Below are 17,951 nucleotides of genomic sequence, written 5' to 3'. Positions count from 1 at the left end.
CATTTGAACAAAATATGCTAAAAACAGGACTATCATGCTTAAACAAACCAGGGCAAACAATTGACGTTTTCTTATTTTTCGCATTCACCACACCTCGATTCCATTTGCTGTTTTTTGAAGATACTCTACTGGTTTTATCTGACCAACAAATACTAGTTCTGCTTCATTTTTCTTAACAAACCGTTTCAACTGCACATATCTAGCAATAGCGACCAGCCATAAAGTGATCATAACTGCAAATAGAAACAAAAAGACATTTATCGCCCCTTCTCTAACATTCAAATCAAGATTTGCTTTCCCAAAGAAAAGGTCCATGGGAAGGATCTTTCTAAATGTCCTTGCTAATAATAGGCCTAGTGGAACACCAATCAAAGAATAAATATTTGCTGGTGCTTTCTTTGAAAAAATTTGATCTTTAAACGAATGGTTGGTCTGGTACACTTTTCGGTACTTGTCGAAAGGGATTTTACTATTGCGTTTGACGATGAATTCTTCCCCTTGATCTGTCACCAACAAAAAGTACCCCCAGAGTGGCCTTTTCCCATTCAAACTGATATTAAAACATTGACCTCTTTTGATCATTGAAAATCCTCTCATTCAACCAAACATATATGAATGTGCTTTTTATTTCAGATAGGTCGGAACAATTCAACCTAACAAAGCTAGAATACATACTAACCCAAGATAAATTCCAACCGTTAGAATCATTCCGATTTTATAGAAACCGACTAAGCCGGCATATCGTTCGACAAAACCAAGCTGTGGATCGACTGGATTATAAAAAACTGTCATAGGAGACCCAATTGGGAATATCATCCGCAAATCCAGATTTTTGCCGGCTCCAAGAACATAGGTTCTATCGAAAACATTGGCCTGCCTAGATTTGGAAGAAGTCTCCCTAAAATAAGCGTAGGAAAAGGTCTTTTGGTATCTTTCACCCTCGACTTGATACTCCACCACAGGCAGAGAAATAAGCAGTTGATTTTTGGAATCAAAAGCAACTACTTCTCCCAGAACTTTTGCGGTTGATTCTGTTTTCACTTTTATTTCACGGCGATACAAGGTGTAAAAGATAAGCAGCATGATCAAGAAAACAAGGGTCAAGATTCCCAAACTAAGCCAGAATGTTGTTACTGTCATTTGTTTTTTACCCTTTCACATAAACTAGTTGAATTCAAACCACTTGAAAAGTCATCTTATTCTCCTCTTTTCAACCAATTCTGTTGCTGCGCTTTTTCTGCAAGATCTTTTGCTTTGTTTATATCTAGTGAATTTGAATCTGATGGAGCATTGGATTCGATTTCTTCCTTCAATTCTTGTAAGGTTTGAACATCCTGAGGAGTTAAATCGGAGACCGTCCTAGATTCTTTGTCTGTTGAACTATCCGGAACAGTCTGAATCTCCCGATAGGTTTTGATCACTTCAGTTCCTGCGTCTGTTGTCGGAAGAGGACGATAGAACATGAAGAAACCAATAATGACAATCAGAAGAGCCGTAGCTGATACCAAAACCCCTTTCTGCAGATTCTCCGCAGGAAGTTTAGTATCTTTAGTAGACAAGCTCTTCCATTCTGGATGTTCTTCCTCAGCTTCTTTTTTGGCGTTGAAAACAGGGGTAACCAAGACTTGGTTCATCAAAGTCAGTGCCCCCAAGGCCATCAATAAAAATGGGATATGACGTGATTTACTAATGACCACTAAAATTCCTCCCACAATAGCGATCAAACTGATGACGATATTAACGGTAAACCAGACCCGAGCCTGTTTCTTCATTTGCAAATAATGTTCTTTTGACATCTTCTTCTCCCTTAAAAATAGTTTTTCTTTCATCCATAAGAACAATTACTACTATCATACCGGATTTTACTTTGAGATTCAAGTTAACCACCAACTAGTGAAAAGAGTATAAAAAAGAAGCGTTAGAAACGCTTCAGTTGTATTATTTATTTTGCCAAGTTTCTTGGTTTTCCTTGAAACGGTGCAACAACTCTAAACCTTCAGAAGTGATGTAACCTTGTTCTTCTGCCAAATGAATCAATTCAGTATAGTTAGACAAGGTTTCAAGTTGAACGCCAGCTTCCGCAAATTTCTTATCGGCTTTCTCCAATTGGTAGGTGAAGATGGCTACGACACCAAGAACGTCCGCCCCTTCACGCTTGGCAGCTGCGACAGCATCCAAAACAGAACCACCAGTAGAAATCAAATCTTCCACTACGACCATCTTTTGGCCTTGTGGTACACGGCCTTCGATTTGATTACCAGCACCGTGGTCTTTTGGTTTGCTACGAATGTAGGCAAATGGCAAATTCATCTTGTCCGCAATAATCGCACCGTGAGGAATCCCTGCAGTTGCAGTTCCTGCAATCACTTCTACTTCAGGGAAAGCTTCCTTGATTTTATCTACAAATCCATTTTCGATCAAGGTACGAGTTTCTGGATAAGCAAGGGTCACGCGGTTATCCGTATAAATAGGGGACTTGATTCCAGAAGCCCAAGTAAAAGGTTCTTCTGGTTTCAAATAAACGGCTTCAATTTTTAGAAGATGGCTAGCAATATCTTTAGCTAATGACATGATAACTCCTTTTTACGATTTTAATCATATACGAATTAAATCAACAGATGATTTAAACAACAACAGTACAGGTTAGTAAGTAAGTTAGAGAAGGTCCCATAGGACTTCCCGTAGAGCTACAAAAGTTCCACTTTTAATAGCGACACGTATTCCGACACTTAGTTGAAAGAAACGATATTTTTCTTTCCTCTAATCTAGTGAATAGTTTAGGAAAGGTCCCATAGGACTTCCCGTAGAGCTACAAAAGTTCCACTTTTAGTAGCGATTGGTATTCCGACGATTTAGAGGATAAAACGATTATTTTGATCCTCTAAATCTAGTGAATGCGTTAGGGAAGGTCCCGTAGGGCTTCCCGTAGAGCTACAAAAGTTTCACTTTTAGTAGCTCTTACGCATTCCACTGTCTCTTAATTTCATGGTAAGCGTCCCATGGGTTTTCTGCTTGGATGATTGGGCGTCCAACGACAATATAGTCAGATCCAATTTTATGAGCTTCTTGTGGCGTCATGACCCGTTTTTGGTCGCCGATTTCAGCTCCAGCAGGACGAATCCCTGGTGTTACACAGACAAAGTCTGATGAAGTGGCATCCTTGATCAAGGCTACTTCATGAGCTGAGCAGACAACGCCATCCAAGCCTGCTTCTTGGGCCTTGCGAGCATAATTGACTACAGATTCTTGGACCGTTGTTTGGATGTTTTGGCAATCACGCATGTCTTCTTCACTGGTAGAAGTCAACTGGGTCACGGCTACCAATTTAGCTCCTTCACCAAGAGCTGCCTTGGCTTCGCGCATCATCTCTACACCACCGGCTGCGTGGACCGTCACCATATCTACTCCGAAGGTCCCCAGTACGGACATGGCTGATTTGACTGTATTTGGGATATCATGCAATTTTAAATCAAGGAAAATACTGTGTCCAAGCCCTTTGAGGTAATGTACAATTTCAGGACCAACTGCATAGAAAAATTCCATTCCGATTTTTACAAATAATTTTTCGTCTTCTGGAAAATGCTCTAAAAAGTGTTTGACATCCTCGAAAGCTGGGAAGTCAAGGGCGATAATAGGACGTTCTTCACGCATGGATTACTCCTTTTTTGATTGATCATTTTGTCTACAAAAAAACCTTGCCCGAGGCAAGGTTACACGAAAATTAGGTAGGAACAACTACCATGATTCACCGTCTAGACCTTAGGAGCCTCTCTGGACTGCTTTAAAGGTTTTTATTTATTGTAGTACGATATTTGGGAAAAGTCAAGGATTTACAGTAGATTTTCCCGTACATGTTTTCGGAAGTTCTCAAGGGTGTCAATACCATAGCGATCCATGACCTGTGGCAGATCTTCGATGATGGTTGGACATGCATAAGGATCGGTGAAATTAGCAGTTCCAACTCCAATCGCAGAGGCACCTGCAATCATCATTTCTATGGCTGCTTCTGCTGAATCCACACCTCCCATTCCGATAATCGGAAGTTTAGTGGATTGGGCAACCTGACGGATGAGTTTTAATGCAACTGGAAAAACAGCTGGTCCCGACATACCTCCTGTGCCATTGGCAATGATGGGCTTACCAGTCTTGAGGTCAAAGCGCATCCCAACCAAGGTATTGATCATGGTTAAGCCAGTCGCCCCTGCATCTTCTGCTGCTTTTGCGACCTGCGTGATGTCTGCCACACTAGGCGTTAACTTGACATAGACAGGGACGGAGGACGCTTCTACCGCTGCTTTCACAGCCGCATAGGCCAACTCAGGAACCTGCCCGATTAAGAGGCCGTTGTTCCCATGGTCTACGTTTGGACAAGAGATATTGAGCTCAATGGCCTTGACATTTGGTGCTTGCGAGATCTTCCTAGATACCGTTGCATACTCTTCATTGGAGAAGCCGGCTACGTTGGCAATAATCGGTAGGTCTGGATAATGTTGGGCCAACCAAGGGAGTTTCTCTGCTAGGACCACGTCTACGCCTGGATTTTGGAGCCCAATGGCATTGAGCATGCCTGCCGGTGTCTCAGCAACTCGTGGAGTCGAATTTCCGAAGCGTGCCTCAGCAGTTGTCGCCTTGATCATGATGGATCCAAGCAGGTCTAAGTCATAGTATTTGGCATATTCTTGACCAAAGCCAAAACAGCCAGATGCCGGAATAATCGGGTTTTTCAAGTCTAAACCAGGTAAGGATACGGTTAGTCGATTTGCTGTCATAAGGTCCTCCTACATCACAATCGTACCGGTTTCAAAGACCGGTCCGTCTTCACACACGCGCTTATTGGCTGCTTGGCTTTCATTTTCTAGATGCACCACACAGGCATAGCAAGCACCCATCCCACAAGCCATACGCGATTCCATAGAAATGTAGGCGCGGGGATGGTCATGGAATTTGGTATTGACATATTTGAGCATGCCAGGTGCCCCACAAGAATAGATAGCGTCAAACTCCTGGTCCATCTGATCAATGACCGTAGAAACATAGCCCTTAGTGCCATAAGTCCCATCGTCTGTCGTTACAGTGACATGAGCCACCTGAGAAAGTTCTTCTTCCAAAATGACAGCTTCTTTGGTCGCAAAGCCGACAACCACTTCAACTTCCACGCCTTGCTCATGGAGTTGTTTGGCCACTTGGACCAAAGGAGGAACACCAATCCCGCCACCGATGATCAAGGCTTTCTGACCTTGGCCGAGATTGGTGAGGTCAAAGCCATTTCCCTGAGGCCCCATGACACTGAGTTTGCTACCGATTGGCAACTGGGAAAAGATAGCTGTCCCCCCACCTTCGATGCGGTAGATCAAGCGACACGTCTGTGTCTCAGGATCAATCTCAGAAATTGAAATCGGACGGCGAAGGAGCTTGGACCCATCAGGGACGCGGATATGAAGGAATTGACCTGGTAGCATCTGCGCCACCATTTCTCCTTTTAATATCATAGAATAGATGCGGGGAGCAATCTCTTCTTGAGCGACTAGCTCCATCTCCTCCATCATGATTTTGCCAAAGCGTTTTTTACAACTGTCACTGACCATTGATATCCTCTTCTTTCTATCAGCAAAAAAGACCTCGCAAAAGCAAGGCCCTACAAATGATCAGCTAGACACAGTCTGCTGATCTTTTTTCTGTCTTTCCTTGCAGGCCTCTCTGGACCTCTTAAAGGTTAAATTTGTCTCATTATATCGCGCTCCTTCTCGCTTGTCAAGTAAAATCAGTAACTCAGGATGCTTTACGAGGGTCGAAATCTTCTGGGATCGGTTTGATGTATTGCATGGCGATTCGGTTTTCAGGCTTGCGATCAACTAGATAAAGAACCAGTAAAAAGAGCCATTCCAACGGTTTCATCAGGTAATAGATCAGGTCCATAGCCCATTTCTTCTTGATATGTTTGGCAAAGGGATAACCATAGCGGTCATAATTGCGACGCAAGAAGCGATGGAAACGTGGCGTCTTTTCTTCTAGCACCTGTTCAAAGGCATTGGCAATACAAAGCTGGCGATTGACAACGACTGGATGACCCTGGCGGACACCCATCCGCTGGGGCTTGACAACATTTTCATGACCACCAGCCGCAACCGTACAGAGATAGTGCTCATCAATGATGAGATTCTGAGGAGGGATCTTCTGTGAGAAGGCCCAGTCAGCTGTATTGGTCCAGGCCTTGATCATGGAATCCGGTTGCTGCCCAAAGAGCATGAGAACGAGGACAACGAGAGCAAGGGTTGGAAGGGCAACAAGAACTGCTAGCCATGGCCAGTTACGCGACTTGTTTAAGAGCTGATGGAGCCATTGAAGCAGACGATTCTCATAGCTTATCTCTGTTCGATCTTCCTGCCACTCCTTGATGCGAACCCATAAGAGATGGATGGAATAGATCAGTAAGAAAAAGGTGTGAAAACTTGCTACCTGCAGTTGATTATCAAAAACTAAGAGGAGAACCACTCCTCCTAGAATGCCACTGATGCAGAAGACATTTGCTAACGGCGAGAGTGAATTCGCATCCCGGTAGGAATAGATAATCAAGGCTAGTAAAGTAAGAGCTGCCAGTGTGAAGAAGGTCGGATAGGCGCCAGACCAGATCAGGGCATGCTTCTGAGAATTGACCAAACTCTCACTCCAATCGTAAAAGGTCATCTCCTTGACGATGTAAATGAAAATCGCTTCGAGAAAGCAACCAAAGAGACCAAACCAAAGAACAATTGTAGGCTGTTGCTTTTTCTTTTTGACAGGCTTAGGATTAGGTGATTCTTGCTTTTCCTTCATAAGAGATGCGTCATCTTCTCTTGTCCCTTCTCCTTCCTTCGGCACCCTATCTTCAAACAAATCCGGATCTTCGAGAGCTTCTTCCTCAGCTTCTTTGTACTGGAGGCTAGACCACCGACCGATCCCATAAATGATAACAAAAATATTGGGGACAAAGAGGGCTAAGGTCACACCATAGGGCAAAACCTCCATCGTAAAGGACACTATAGCAAGAAAACTAAATTGAATGAATGGATCCTTTATTGCATAGATCGACTCACTAACAACAAAATAGATGTAAAAGGCTAATAGAATCAGTGCATTGGTCACAAAATTGATCTGCAACAGACCGGATGTGAAATGGGTTTCCAATTCCTTATCCTTTTTCTTATACCAGGACACTAGTTTTTTCATAAGATCTCCTCAATCAATTTTTTACCATTCTATCAATCAGCTCACCCCTTAATCAAGGCAAAACTGTATTTTTCCATCAAAATCAGTCCCCAGATGGAGATTTTGTTTCCAATTTTCTATTTTTTAAATGTTTGATCTAGCCTACTTCCTATTACCTCCCTCAGCCTGTCTTATTCTCTGATACAGTCCTTGAAAGACCACATTTTACGGGAAAAACGCGCTTTTTTATGTTAAAATAAAAGCATGAGAATACAACAATTACAATACATTATCAAAATCGTCGAAACCGGCTCTATGAATGAGGCCGCAAAACAACTCTTCATCACGCAACCTAGCCTTTCCAATGCCGTTAAGGACTTGGAAAATGAGATGGGGATTGAAATCTTTATCCGGAATCCTAAAGGGATCACTTTGACCCGCGATGGGATGGAGTTCCTCTCTTATGCCCGCCAGGTGGTGGAGCAGATCGACCTCTTGTCCGAGCGATATAAAAATCCTGTGGGCTCTCGTGAGCTTTTCAGCGTCTCTTCACAGCACTACGCCTTCGTGGTTGAGGCCTTCGTTTCACTATTGAAGAAAAGCGACATGGAAAAATACGAGCTCTTCCTACGGGAGACGCGGACTTGGGAGATCATCGATGACGTCAAGAATTTCCGAAGCGAGGTTGGCGTACTCTTTTTGAATAGCTACAACCGAGATGTCCTCTCTAAGATGCTGGATGATAATCACCTGATTGCCACCCACCTCTTTACAGCGCAACCTCATATCTTTGTCAGCAAGACCAATCCTCTTGCCAAGAAAGAGATCGTTCACTTGTCAGATCTGGAAGATTTCCCATACCTTAGCTATGACCAAGGGACCCACAACTCCTTCTACTTCTCAGAAGAGATCCTCTCTCAAGAGCATCATAAGAAATCCATCGTCGTCAGTGACCGCGCGACCCTCTTTAATCTCTTGATTGGTCTGGATGGCTACACCATTGCGACCGGGATCCTCAACAGCAATCTCAACGGGAATAACATCGTCTCCATTCCCCTTGATATCGAAGACCCGATCGAGCTGGTCTACATCAAACATGAAAAAACAGCCCTCTCAAAAATGGGAGAAAAATTCATCGAGTACTTGCTTGAGGAAGTGAAGTTTGATAAGTAAAAAATATCTGAGTGTCTCATGTTCACTCAGATATTTTTTATTGTCTTAATTGTGAAAACACTTGGCCAATTTTTCCTTCGATAACCAGGTCTGCTTGCTTGTCTTGTGGGATACTGGTTTTATTGATGACAACCAGCTTCTTCCCTTGGAAATACTGGATCAAACTGGCTGCTGGGTAGACCACAAGAGAGGTACCACCGATAATCAGGAGATCAGCCTCTTGGATGGCTTGGGCTGCTCGGCTAAAGACCTCCATATCGAGAGGCTCCTCGTAGAGAGTCACATCAGGCTTGACCACCTTGCCACAGTCCAGACAGTGTGGAACCGGGCCTTCCAAAGCTAAAAAAGCTTCCAAATCATAAAATCGCTGGCAACCCGTACAGTAATTGCGATCGGCGCTGCCGTGGAGCTTCAAAACTTTTTTAGAACCAGCCATTTCATGAAGACTATCGATATTTTGTGTCACCACTGCCTTGAGCTTACCGGTCTCTTCAAGCCGAGCCAGATAGCGATGAGCAGCATTGGGTTTGGCATCTGGGTAGAGCAAGTATTTCTTATAGAAGTCGAAAAAGTCCTCAGGATAGCGCTCAAACATGGTATGGGAGACCAATTGCTCGGCTGTCAAATGCCGCCCTACCTGAACACTATAGACCCCGTCTGAGCTTCGAAAATCTGGAATATTTGACTCCGTGGAAACTCCTGCCCCTCCGAAAAACACGATCCGTTGACTCTGATCAATCATCTCCTGTAGTTGAGCAATCTTATCCATCTACTTCTCCTTTAGTAGCTCTTCCATGACAGCATTGGCCTGATCAAAATAAAAGTTAACTTGATCATAATGAATGCCTGTGTAGCTTGCAAGGTCAATCAAATTTTTCATAAAATCCTGAGAAGAGAAACCCGTCGTCCGATGGAGCTCTTCCTCATCAAAGGGCTTGATCAAGTGGGCCAAGGGGTTGCGAACTGATTTTTCTAACTCCCGCAATTGTTGAGCCGCAACTTTGACGCTATCTGGTAAGTCCAACTGCACAATCAACTCCGTCAAACTGGATGAATTGACCACACTTTCACTGTGAAATTGCTGCAGGATAGGGTTTTCTGACGCATGCAGGCTCTCAAACTTCCAACGGTCATAACTGGATTCTTTGGAGTTATGAATATAGTTGGTTATATCAGGAATTTTCAACTGAATCAATCGCATAAAGATCCTATAGATGGCTGGGCTAACGGCACGAACAAAGTCAATAATCTGCTCATTTCGCAACTTCGCTTCGAGATCATAGAGGTAATTGGCCAACTGCTCATCTTCTGGTTCTTCATGCCAAAAAAGCTGAAAACCAGTCGCTTCTAGCAACTCGGTTCTCAACTTTTGATTCATGACGGGTTGGATATTGAGCTCTCGACGCTCCGCCATTAACTGCAGTAAACTCACCAACAAATCCGGTACTTCTTCCTGCTGCTTGATAGAACGCAGAGCCCGGCTGTAGTGATAATTTTGGAGATCGTAGAGCCATTCATCATGAAAGAATTTTGCCATTAGTCTGCAATCAAGGTCTCAAGACCAACTTTCATCATGTCTGTGAAAGTAGTTTGACGTTCTTCAGCAGTTGTGTCCTCATCTGGATTGACCAAACTATCTGAAATCGTCATGATAGCAAGGGCATCAACATGGTGTTGAGCAGCAAGATAGTAAAGAGCCGCTGCTTCCATTTCCACAGCTTTGACGCCCCATTTACCAAGCTCGATGTTCTTTTCACCATAGTTTGAATAGAAAACATCTGATGACAAGACATTGCCGACGTGAGTTGTCATACCAAGGTCTTTGGCAATGTGGTAAGCCTTGTCTAAAAGATCAAAGCTAGCGATTTGTGGGAAATCGTATTGAGGCCAGTCGTTACGGATAATGTTTGAGTTGGTTGCAGCTGCTTGTGCCAAGACCAATTCACGAACATGCACATCCTCATTCAAAGAACCAGCCGTTCCCACACGGATCAATTTCTTCACGCCGTAGTCGACAATCAACTCACGCGCATAAATAGAGATCGATGGCATCCCCATCCCAGTTCCCATAACAGAAACACGGTGACCTTTGTAAGTCCCTGTGTAACCAAACATGTTACGGACCTCGTTGAAGCAAACAGCGTCTTCAAGGAAATTCTCAGCAATAAATTTCGCACGAAGAGGATCTCCAGGAAGAAGAATTTTATCAGCAATTTCACCTTGCTTAGCAGCAATATGGATAGACATAGTTTATGATACAAAGAGCGACCAGAAAGCGACTGAAAATTAGGAATCTGACGAGAAATCCTGATTTCTCAGTCAGATTATCTATTTTCCGAGCTTTCCGCTCGTGTTCAAATTAGAACACATGCTCTACCTTTCTTTTTTATTTTTTAGAATAGGCATTAAAGAGGCAAAGTAAAAATAGGAAACTGACGACGCATCGCAGATGCTAGACAGTTTATCTTTTTTACACAGTTCTCCGCCCGTATTCAGTTCAGCGAATACGGTAAACCCATCCTTTCTTTTTTTATTGAGTAATTAGGAGAGCTTTCCGCTCGTGTTCAAATTAGAACACATGCTCTACCTTTCTTTTTTATTTATTTTGTTAATGAATCCAAAAACGCAAAGAGTTTGGCATTCATTTCTCGATAATCGTAAGCACGAATGGCTTCAGGTTTTTGAACAAAGGTCAGGTTTTGACTTTGTTCTTCCAAAACAGCTTCACCGTCAGCAGCAATCAAGAGATTGACTGCTTCTGTATCAAATTCCAAGTGAGCTTGGAAGGCATAATGTTTAGGACTGAAGCGAATCATCTGACGTGGACACCCTTGACTAGTCGCAAGAACGACAGCATCTTCTGTCAATCCGGGCATATCACCATGCCAGTGACCAGTTTCAAGAGTTCCTCCAAACTCACCGAAATGTGGATCTTTGAGTCCTTCAGGCGTCAAGGTCACGGGATAAACCCCAATCTCACGTTCCGGACTATGCTCATACTTCGCTCCATAGGCAACAGACAGGAGCTGGGCACCCAGACAGACCCCGACAATATAACGATCTGCCTTGATGGCCTTTTGAATCAGCTCGATCTCTGCTTGAGGATCGTAGTATGGAAAAGTTTCCCGATCTTCGTCTGGCGATTGAGGACCTCCCATCACAATTAAGAAGTCGATCTCATCCACTGTCTCTGGTAGGGCTTCATTCTCATAGACTTTAGTCGTGGTCACTTGATGGCCACGCTCCTGCGCCCATTTTAGATAAGCGCCCGGCACTTCAAAGGTTTCATGCAGTACAAAATGTACCTTCATCATTTCTTCTCCCATTTCTTTCGAATCGTGTATGACAGACCAGCCGCAAGTACAAGCGGGATTGTCAAACTCCAAGCTTGGCCAGTAAATCCAAGACTCAGGGCAATAGCTGTCAGAGGAGCATCTAAGGTCGTTCCTAAAAAGACGGTCGCTCCAAGTAACATCCCTATAGCTGGATCTAGATGAATCCCAAGAACTGTCAAAAGCAAGGTCACTAGATAGCCAGATCCAATCCCAAGGGCAAATGATGGTGTCAAGGTTCCCCCATAAGCACCATTGCGCAAGAGGAGATAAACCAGAAGCCCCTTCACTACAAGAGTCAGTGGAAGATAAGGAATCGACTGGCTAGACAAGAGGGCTTGCGCTAGTACCTGGCCATTTCCCATAAAGATAGGGAAAAAGGCTACTAGGCTCCCCAGCACTAGAAAGGCTAGAGGAAGAGCCCAAAGAATCGTCCTATCCTTCCGCCGTTTTTGACTAGCCCGCTTGGCGAGGAAAGCAAAGACCAGAGCCAAGGGAGTGACCAAGAAAGCAATCACAATAGCCTGTAAGAAGCCGCTAGCCGACCATGAGACTGCGGACAGGTGATAAACAGCCTCCTGACCAACGATGGACTGAGCGACCCAGGTTGCCAGATAAGTACTGGTCAAAACCAGTAGAAAGTTCTGCCAACTGAAGGCGAGCCCTAAGGTCTCAAAGACGAACAAGCTACTGGCAAAGGGAACCTGATAGACGGCAGCCAAACCAGCTCCAGCACCACAGGCGATCAAGACTTTTCGCTCTTTGAGGGCTAGTGAGAATCCCTTCGCCAAGCGACCAGCTAGAAGAGCCCCGACCTCACGTGGGGCTCCTTCTTTTCCGACCGATGCGCCTGCTCCAACAATTGCCACCTGCATCCCTGAATGAAGGAGGTGTGCGAAGAGCGCTGGTTCCCTGTCTCCAGCTAAGTCAATTTGCTGGCGAATAGACAGGATCTGATAACGCCTTTGCAGGACATACCAGAAGCCAGCTGCCAAGCACCCAGTCACACACAAAACCAGAAATCTACGTAACCCTCCAGCTTCTTGGAATTGCTGGAGCAAATTGGAACTAGCTTGGCCAAAAGCCAGCTCTTGCACCCCTTCTAGTAGATAATGGCAGGCAATTCCGACCAGACCTGTCCCGATCCCTAATGATAAGGTGGCTAGAAGCAACCTCAGTCCGTAGGGCAGCCTTTGGAGTCGTACTTTCATTGGATTAGAGTTCAGCAAGAATCGCTTTCAGCAATCCTTTGAAGTCGCCTTTGATGCGCTCTGTCACTTCTACTACTTCTTCGTGGTTGAGCTCTTCTTGGAAACCAGCCGCAAAGTTGGTAATACATGAAATACCAAGAACCTTCAAGCCAGAATGCGCTGCAATGATGACTTCAGGAACGGTTGACATTCCGACAGCATCTGCGCCAAGTGTCTTATACGCACGGATTTCAGCTGGAGTTTCATAAGTTGGACCAGTCACACCGATATAAACCCCATCATCCAATTTGATACCCAATTTGTCTGCTACTTGATGAGCTGTCTCACGGTATTCAGGTGTGTAAGCTTTAGACATATCTGGGAAACGTGGACCAAAGTCATCCAAGTTTTCACCGATCAATGGGTTTTGACCTGTCATATTGATGTGGTCAGTGATAGCCATCAAAGTACCAGGACCAAAGCCAATACCACCGGCAGCGTTGGTGACAAGAACCCCTTCACAACCCAATACTTTCATGACACGAACTGGGAAAGTCACCACTTCTAGTGGGTTTCCTTCGTAGAAGTGGAAACGACCTTGAAGGGCCAAGACTTTACGTCCAGCAAGATCACCGTAGACCAATTTACCAGCATGGCCGACAACCGTTGAACGACCCCAGTTTGGAATTTCAGAGTAGTCTACTACGACGGCATTTTCGATTTCTTCAGCCAGTTCTCCAAGACCTGATCCAAGGATCAAGCCAAACTCAGGTGCTTCCATTCCTTTGCCTTTCAAAAAAGCAGCTGTTTCATTGATTTTTGCTAATAATGTCATTGCATATCTCCTTTATGATTTCCTTAAAAATTGGCCAATTTTGTCAAATGTATTGGCATTGCGAATGGTCAACAGACGGTAATCCGGCATCTTGAGGACTTGTCTGTGGTAAGCGGTCTTTGTATAGGTTTCTTTTGAGTATTTGCCCCAGTAGATCCCTAGATTCCCACGATGGATGATTTCATCACCGAGCGAAAAAGAGGAGACCAGCTCCCAGACAGCATCCTGATTGAGGCCTTCTGTGTAAAAGAGAACATCCTTGCGGGCCAGATCCTCCTGCCACCATCCTGGTAGAGCAGCGAGATCTTGCGCATAGTCCTCAGCTGAAAAGAGAGAAAAAGACTGGATAAAGGGATAGTGATCACGAAAGAAATGTCCCAGCAAATCTACCAATTCTGCTTTAGAACTAGCAGATTCAAAGAAGATATTGCCACTATTGATGTAGGTCTCTACCCCATCCAGCCCGATCGTTTGAAGCTCCTCTCGAAGTTCTGCCATCACGACCTTGTTTTTCCCGCCAACATTGATCCCTCTTACGAGGAGAGCGAAGCGTGTCATCTTAGTTCAATTTGTCTAAGAAGCTTTCACCGATCATGGCTTTTTCAACACCAAAGTTCTCTGCAATCGTTGCAGAGATATCAGAGAAATGTCCGACTGGAATCACACCATTGCCCTTGAAGTATGGGCTATAAGCCAAGAATGGGATGTATTCACGCGTATGGTCTGTACCAGCGTAGGTTGGGTCATTCCCGTGGTCTGCTGTGATCATCAAGAGGTCATCTTCACGCATGGCTGCAATGATTTCTGGCAAGCGTTCGTCAAATTCATGCAAGCAATCGCGGTAGCCGTGAGCATTGCGACGGTGACCATAAAGAGCATCGAAGTCTACCAAGTTGGTAAATGAGAACCCTTCTTGGAACTCAGGAAGTCCCATGGTCTTAATCAAGGTATCCATACCGTGGCTATTTGATTTGTTGTGGCCCATATCGTGGTTGATACCAGCTCCGTTGAAGATGTCGTTGATCTTACCAACTGCATAAGTATCAATACCTGCTTCGTTCAATTTGTCCAAAACAGTTGGCGCAAATGGTGAAACAGCTAAGTCACGACGATTGGCTGTCCGTGTGAAGTTTCCTGGTTCCCCAACATAAGGACGCGCAATGATTCGACCAAGAAGAGCTGGACGTTCCAAAGTGATGGAACGAGCGTATTCACAGATACGGTAGAGTTCATCCAAAGGAATGATGTCTTCGTGAGCTGCGATTTGAAGAACAGGGTCTGCTGACGTATAAATGATCAACTCACCAGTTTCCATTTGACGTGGCCCAAAGTCATCGATGACCGCTGTACCAGAATAAGGCTTGTTAGCTTCACGAATGACCTTACGTCCTGAGAATTCTTCAATTTTAGTCAAAATTTCTTCAGGGAAACCATTCCAGAAGGTATCAAAAGGTTCTGTAATGTTGAGCCCCATGATTTCCCAGTGACCAGTCATGGTGTCTTTCCCAAGAGAAACTTCTTGCAATTTTGTCGCATAACCAGTTGGGTTGCTTTCAGCTGGCACAGTCTTCAATGGTACTTCACGAGGAATATTTCCAAGACCGATTTTGGCCATGTTTGGTACATTCAAACCGACGGTTTTAGAGATGTGTCCCAATGTATCAGATGCTCCATCTGGAACTCCTGCATTGACAAAGTTATTGGCATCTGGTGCAGCACCGATCCCAACTGAATCCAGCACAACTAAGTGCATGCGTTTAAATTTTGACATATACTGCCTCTTTCCTTTATTAAACTAGCTATATTATACCATATCCCTATAAGAAGAGAGCCGTTGATTGATCCGAGGCTGGGACAAAAGTCTTAGCCTCTCAATTATTTTTGGATTGTCGAGCAAGACGCAGTGGTTGAGTGGGCTCTACTACGCTAATTTCATCAGCTTTTACAGCCCTACTCAACTGTGCGGAGGTGGGACGACGAAATCGAATTCTAACGAATTACCGATTTCTGTCCCACTCTCTATTTTTCGATGATGACAGGGCCATCTGGTGTCCCTACAATCACTTTTGAAATCATGTTCAAGAATAAACCGTGCTCTACGACGCCTACGGTGTGATCCAGTTCATTGGATAGAGCTTCTGCATCCTCGATCACCTTGAGATCCAAGTCAATGATAAAGTTACCTTGGTCGGTGACAAATCGTTGATCATCCGCCTGACGGAAAGCAGGATGGTAGCCTTTTTGCTCAAAATGACGGAAAAGATTTTCAGCCCCGTATTGCACTACTTCCACTGGAAGTTTGAAAGCACCAAGAGTTGCAACTTGTTTGGATTCATCCACGATCCAAATGCAATCTTTTGAATTGGTTGCGACGATTTTTTCCATGAGGAGAGCCCCACCGCCACCTTTGATCCCGTTTAATTGAGGATCCACTTCATCTGCGCCATCCACTGTCACATCTACCACTTCGACATCGTCGATAGCCTTGAGCGGGATGCCTAAACTTTCAGCCTGATCATAGGTCACACTCGACGTTGTGACAGCTGTGATCTGCAAGCCTTCTTCTTTGATGCGACGACCCAATTCAGCCACAAAATAATAAGCAGTTGACCCTGTACCGAGACCGACAATCATGCCGTCTTTGACAAACTCAGCCGCTTTAATTCCTACCTGTTCCTTTAGGTTTACCATCATAGACCTCCTTTTATATTCTATTACAGTATAGCATATTCTGTAAGAGATTTCACTAATTAATTGAAACCCTTTCCAAGTTTTAGTTCTAAAAGCAAAACCTTGCCCGTCTGCTGACTTTACGATAGAATAGAGATGAATCTACAGGAAAAGAGAAAGACATGATTACTAAAGAATTTGATACCATCGCTGCCATCTCGACCCCTCTTGGTGAGGGGGCTATCGGGATCGTCCGCTTGAGCGGGACAGACAGCTTTGCCATCGCGCAAAAGATCTTCAAAGGGAAAGATTTAAGCAAAGTCGCTAGCCACACCCTCAACTACGGTCATATCGTAGATCCAGATAAGGACGAGATTCTCGACGAAGTCATGGTGGGAGCCATGCGCTCGCCGAAGACCTTCACCCGTGAGGACATCATCGAGATCAATACCCACGGTGGGATTGCTGTGACCAATGAAATCCTGCAATTGGTCATCCGTGAAGGCGCTCGATTAGCTGAGCCTGGTGAGTTTACCAAGCGGGCCTTTCTGAACGGTCGGGTCGATTTAACCCAGGCCGAAGCCGTCATGGACATCATCCGCGCCAAGACCGACAAGGCTATGAACATCGCCGTTAAGCAACTAGACGGTTCCCTGTCTGATCTCATCAACAACACGCGCCAAGAGATCCTCAATACCCTTGCCCAGGTTGAAGTCAACATCGACTATCCTGAGTACGATGATGTCGAAGAAGCAACCACTGAGATCATCCGCGAAAAGACCAGTGAATTTGAAGCCCTCTTGACCAATCTCCTCAAGACTGCCCGTCGTGGCAAGATCTTGCGTGAAGGGATTTCTACTGCTATCATAGGCCGTCCAAACGTCGGCAAGTCGAGCCTCCTCAACAACCTCCTGCGCGAAGAAAAAGCCATTGTTACCGATATCGAAGGAACCACCCGTGACGTTATCGAGGAATACGTCAACATCAACGGCGTTCCCCTCAAACTGGTCGATACGGCTGGGATTCGGGAGACTGAAGACATCGTCGAGCAAATCGGTGTCGAACGTTCGAAAAAAGCCCTCAAGGAAGCTGATCTGGTCCTCCTGGTCCTCAATGCTAGCGAACCCCTGACCGATCAAGATCGCCAGCTCCTTGAGATCTCTCAAGATAGCAACCGCATCATCCTCCTCAACAAGGTTGACCTTCCAGAGAAGATCGAAATCGACCAACTGCCGGAAGATCATATCAAGATTTCCGTTCTGAAAAATCAAAACATCGATCAAATCGAAGACCGGATCAACGCCCTCTTCTTCGAAAATGCTGGGCTGGTTGAGCAAGATGCGACTTATCTTTCTAACGCTCGTCACATCTCCCTCATCGAAAAAGCTGTTGAAAGCCTGCAAGCGGTCAACGAGGGCTTGGCTCTCGGTATGCCGGTCGACCTGCTTCAAGTCGACCTCACCCGCACCTGGGAAATCCTCGGAGAAATCACAGGGGATGCTGCTCCAGATGAGCTCATCACCCAACTCTTCAGCCAGTTCTGTCTTGGAAAATAACAAAAATGCG

At 44.9% G+C, this 17,951-nt stretch carries 19 protein-coding genes; 2 read left to right on the top strand and 17 right to left on the bottom strand.

Annotation, left to right across the window (positions count from 1 at the left end):
• Window positions 1-84 precede the first annotated feature (84 nt).
• From LPB220_RS05330 to LPB220_RS05295, 8 genes are all read right to left on the bottom strand, one after another.
• Window positions 85-582, bottom strand: coding sequence for a hypothetical protein (locus LPB220_RS05330; protein ID WP_225305932.1), 498 nt, complete (start codon window positions 580-582; stop codon window positions 85-87).
• 66 nt (window positions 583-648) lie between these two features.
• Window positions 649-1,140 carry a DUF3592 domain-containing protein gene (locus tag LPB220_RS05325; protein WP_070594537.1) on the bottom strand — a complete coding sequence of 164 codons (492 nt, stop codon included), beginning with the start codon at window positions 1,138-1,140 and terminating at the stop codon, window positions 649-651.
• Between the two features lie 56 nt (window positions 1,141-1,196).
• A complete protein-coding gene (locus LPB220_RS05320) occupies window positions 1,197-1,796 on the bottom strand; it encodes a hypothetical protein (RefSeq protein WP_070594536.1) in 600 nt (199 codons plus the stop codon).
• A 142-nt stretch (window positions 1,797-1,938) separates the two neighbouring features.
• Window positions 1,939-2,571, bottom strand: a complete 633-nt coding sequence (gene pyrE / locus LPB220_RS05315) for an orotate phosphoribosyltransferase (protein ID WP_003003338.1) — start codon at window positions 2,569-2,571, stop codon at window positions 1,939-1,941.
• A gap of 387 nt (window positions 2,572-2,958) precedes the next feature.
• On the bottom strand, window positions 2,959-3,651 hold the full coding sequence (gene pyrF / locus LPB220_RS05310) for an orotidine-5'-phosphate decarboxylase (RefSeq protein ID WP_003003278.1): 693 nt from the start codon (window positions 3,649-3,651) through the stop codon (window positions 2,959-2,961).
• 179 nt (window positions 3,652-3,830) lie between these two features.
• The gene (locus LPB220_RS05305) at window positions 3,831-4,769 is read right to left on the bottom strand and encodes a dihydroorotate dehydrogenase (RefSeq protein ID WP_150905988.1); all 939 of its coding nucleotides are present in this window, start codon (window positions 4,767-4,769) and stop codon (window positions 3,831-3,833) included.
• Between the two features lie 9 nt (window positions 4,770-4,778).
• The gene (locus LPB220_RS05300) at window positions 4,779-5,585 is read right to left on the bottom strand and encodes a dihydroorotate dehydrogenase electron transfer subunit (RefSeq protein WP_150905986.1); all 807 of its coding nucleotides are present in this window, start codon (window positions 5,583-5,585) and stop codon (window positions 4,779-4,781) included.
• Window positions 5,586-5,769: 184 nt separating this feature from the next.
• Window positions 5,770-7,206 carry a DUF6688 family protein gene (locus LPB220_RS05295; RefSeq protein ID WP_150905984.1) on the bottom strand — a complete coding sequence of 479 codons (1,437 nt, stop codon included), beginning with the start codon at window positions 7,204-7,206 and terminating at the stop codon, window positions 5,770-5,772.
• Window positions 7,207-7,449: 243 nt separating this feature from the next.
• Here LPB220_RS05295 and LPB220_RS05290 point away from each other — a divergent pair, with 243 nt between their 5' ends.
• Complete coding sequence (locus LPB220_RS05290; protein ID WP_003003594.1) at window positions 7,450-8,358, top strand: LysR family transcriptional regulator; 909 nt, start codon at window positions 7,450-7,452, stop codon at window positions 8,356-8,358.
• A 37-nt stretch (window positions 8,359-8,395) separates the two neighbouring features.
• On the opposite strand, the gene LPB220_RS05285 is transcribed toward LPB220_RS05290, so the two are convergent.
• The 9 genes from LPB220_RS05285 to rpiA all read right to left on the bottom strand — a co-directional run bounded on the left by LPB220_RS05285 (window position 8,396) and on the right by rpiA (window position 16,406).
• Window positions 8,396-9,127: an NAD-dependent protein deacylase gene (locus LPB220_RS05285; protein WP_150905982.1), complete on the bottom strand. Its 732-nt coding sequence runs from the start codon at window positions 9,125-9,127 to the stop codon at window positions 8,396-8,398.
• Window positions 9,128-9,895 carry a hypothetical protein gene (locus tag LPB220_RS05280; protein ID WP_150905980.1) on the bottom strand — a complete coding sequence of 256 codons (768 nt, stop codon included), beginning with the start codon at window positions 9,893-9,895 and terminating at the stop codon, window positions 9,128-9,130.
• Window positions 9,895-10,605 carry a purine-nucleoside phosphorylase gene (gene deoD, locus LPB220_RS05275; RefSeq protein ID WP_070586244.1) on the bottom strand — a complete coding sequence of 237 codons (711 nt, stop codon included), beginning with the start codon at window positions 10,603-10,605 and terminating at the stop codon, window positions 9,895-9,897. Before deoD ends, LPB220_RS05280 begins: the two co-directional genes overlap by 1 nt.
• Before the next feature lie 353 nt (window positions 10,606-10,958).
• A complete protein-coding gene (locus LPB220_RS05270) occupies window positions 10,959-11,672 on the bottom strand; it encodes a type 1 glutamine amidotransferase (protein ID WP_150905978.1) in 714 nt (237 codons plus the stop codon).
• Entirely contained in the window at window positions 11,669-12,901 is a 1,233-nt protein-coding gene (locus tag LPB220_RS05265; RefSeq protein WP_191904623.1) for a chloride channel protein, read from the bottom strand. The genes LPB220_RS05270 and LPB220_RS05265 overlap by 4 nt, the downstream gene beginning before the upstream one ends.
• A 4-nt stretch (window positions 12,902-12,905) precedes the next feature.
• Window positions 12,906-13,715: a purine-nucleoside phosphorylase gene (locus LPB220_RS05260; protein ID WP_070589124.1), complete on the bottom strand. Its 810-nt coding sequence runs from the start codon at window positions 13,713-13,715 to the stop codon at window positions 12,906-12,908.
• 12 nt (window positions 13,716-13,727) lie between these two features.
• The gene (locus tag LPB220_RS05255) at window positions 13,728-14,273 is read right to left on the bottom strand and encodes a DUF1697 domain-containing protein (RefSeq protein WP_125826313.1); all 546 of its coding nucleotides are present in this window, start codon (window positions 14,271-14,273) and stop codon (window positions 13,728-13,730) included.
• 1 nt (window position 14,274) lies between these two features.
• Window positions 14,275-15,486, bottom strand: coding sequence for a phosphopentomutase (locus LPB220_RS05250; RefSeq protein WP_150905974.1), 1,212 nt, complete (start codon window positions 15,484-15,486; stop codon window positions 14,275-14,277).
• A gap of 248 nt (window positions 15,487-15,734) precedes the next feature.
• On the bottom strand, window positions 15,735-16,406 hold the full coding sequence (gene rpiA, locus LPB220_RS05240; RefSeq protein ID WP_150906803.1) for a ribose-5-phosphate isomerase RpiA: 672 nt from the start codon (window positions 16,404-16,406) through the stop codon (window positions 15,735-15,737).
• Window positions 16,407-16,567: 161 nt separating this feature from the next.
• Between rpiA and mnmE the strand changes: the two genes are divergently transcribed.
• The gene (mnmE, locus tag LPB220_RS05235) at window positions 16,568-17,941 is read left to right on the top strand and encodes a tRNA uridine-5-carboxymethylaminomethyl(34) synthesis GTPase MnmE (RefSeq protein ID WP_037607860.1); all 1,374 of its coding nucleotides are present in this window, start codon (window positions 16,568-16,570) and stop codon (window positions 17,939-17,941) included.
• The last annotated feature ends 10 nt before the right edge of the window (window positions 17,942-17,951 follow it).

This window comes from Streptococcus sp. LPB0220 (assembly GCF_008727815.1).
GTDB lineage: Bacteria > Bacillota > Bacilli > Lactobacillales > Streptococcaceae > Streptococcus.
This window is presented reverse-complemented; position numbering and strand designations above follow the sequence as displayed.